This window comes from Desulfobacter sp. UBA2225, from assembly GCF_002348205.1.
Lineage (GTDB): Bacteria > Desulfobacterota > Desulfobacteria > Desulfobacterales > Desulfobacteraceae > Desulfobacter > Desulfobacter postgatei.
In genome coordinates this window covers 14,037-15,383 of record NZ_DDYV01000270.1, presented here as the reverse complement: position 1 = coordinate 15,383, position 1,347 = coordinate 14,037, and the positions used below count along the sequence as shown (strand labels likewise).

The following is a 1,347-nucleotide window of genomic DNA, read 5'->3' as shown; positions in this document are numbered from 1 at the left end:
AGGCAATAATCAAGCATAATCTCAGAAAGATGTTCCCAGTCCCCGACTTCAAATAGTCGGCCGTTAATGCCGTCCTGGACAAGCTCTATGTTTCCTCCCACCTTGGTTGCAGCAACCGGCAACCCGGTAGCCATAGCCTCTAGAATCGTATTAGAGATGCCTTCATTGATGGACGGCAGGACAAACAAATCCATCTTTCTTAAAAGGTCAGGAATATCCCGCCTGTTCCCCAAAAAAATAGTTCCCTCTCCTGATGCCTGTTCAAGTTTTTTTCTTTCCGGCCCGTCTCCAATCACATACAACTGGGTCTCTGGAATTTGTTTTCTGAGTGCCGCAAATCCTTTGAACAATGTTAAATGATCTTTAATGGGGTCCAGTCTCCCAACTACGCAGACGGCAACCCCGTTATTATCTCCCTTACTTTTACGGGGGCTGTACTCCTCATCATCCACCCCGTTATAAATTTGGGTCACCCGCTGCCTGACGCCTATATCCTCCTTAAGCCAGGACACCATCTGCTGGGAAACGCATGTATATTCACGAATCAGAAAAGACAATACCCGCCGTATCCATACCCGTTTTCGGTTCAAGCCATCCGGATCCGCCATCCCCCATCCATGCTCCCCATGGACAACTGCCCGGATCCCTGCAAGACGGGCTGCAATCACACCATCAAGCCCTGCCCAGTTTCGGGTGTGAACCACATCCGGATCAAGGGATTTGAGCAAACCGGATAACCGGAAAAGAAAACCAATGGAATTGCCATCTGGTTTTTCCATCGATATCACCCGGGTTCCGGCGGGCAGTAATTCTTGAGATCGACCTGTCTGCGTAGTGCAAACAATAATATGTTCAACTTCGTGGTGAGTGGCCTGTACCAGGGTGGCAATACCCTTTTCCATCCCACCGGTTGAAAAGGAGAATACCAGATGAACAATCCGAAATTTTTGTTTCATTTTTATATATTTGTTTCGAATATTGACATTGTATGCATTAATTCATATGACAGTATGCATCAGGAGGAATCACCATGAGAACAACACTTGACTTGCCGGAAGATTTGCTCATTGAAGCAATGAAAGTTACCGAAATTAAAACAAAAACTAAAGTAATAATCACAGCACTCGAAGAGTTAATTCGCAAATCGAAAATTTCAGAAATTAAGCAGTATAAAGGTGCTATAGACTTGAATACAGAATGGCTGTAGTATTTATAGCGTAGACAACCATTTTAACATGATAAAGAATGTGGTCGGATTTGAATTATACGGACCTTAACTGGGGTGTCTAAAAATCCAGAAGAAACATATGGGTTAATTTTTGCAGGGCTTGGTCATAACATCGGCCA

At 44.4% G+C, this 1,347-nt stretch carries 2 protein-coding genes; one reads left to right on the top strand and one right to left on the bottom strand.

Annotation, left to right across the window (positions count from 1 at the left end):
• Nucleotides 1–956 (bottom strand): glycosyltransferase (locus tag B3D59_RS13960; RefSeq protein ID WP_286820632.1); only part of this gene is annotated, 956 nt, incomplete at its 3' end.
• 74 nt (nt 957–1,030) lie between these two features.
• Here B3D59_RS13960 and B3D59_RS13955 point away from each other — a divergent pair.
• The gene (locus B3D59_RS13955; RefSeq protein ID WP_004072762.1) at nt 1,031–1,207 is read left to right on the top strand and encodes a type II toxin-antitoxin system VapB family antitoxin; all 177 of its coding nucleotides are present in this window, start codon (nt 1,031–1,033) and stop codon (nt 1,205–1,207) included.
• The last annotated feature ends 140 nt before the right edge of the window (nt 1,208–1,347 follow it).

Excerpts from the sequence above, each read along its gene's own strand:
- B3D59_RS13955 (WP_004072762.1), top strand. The coding sequence starts at position 1,031 with ATGAGAACAACACTTGACTTGCCGGAAGATTTGCTCATTGAAGCAATG.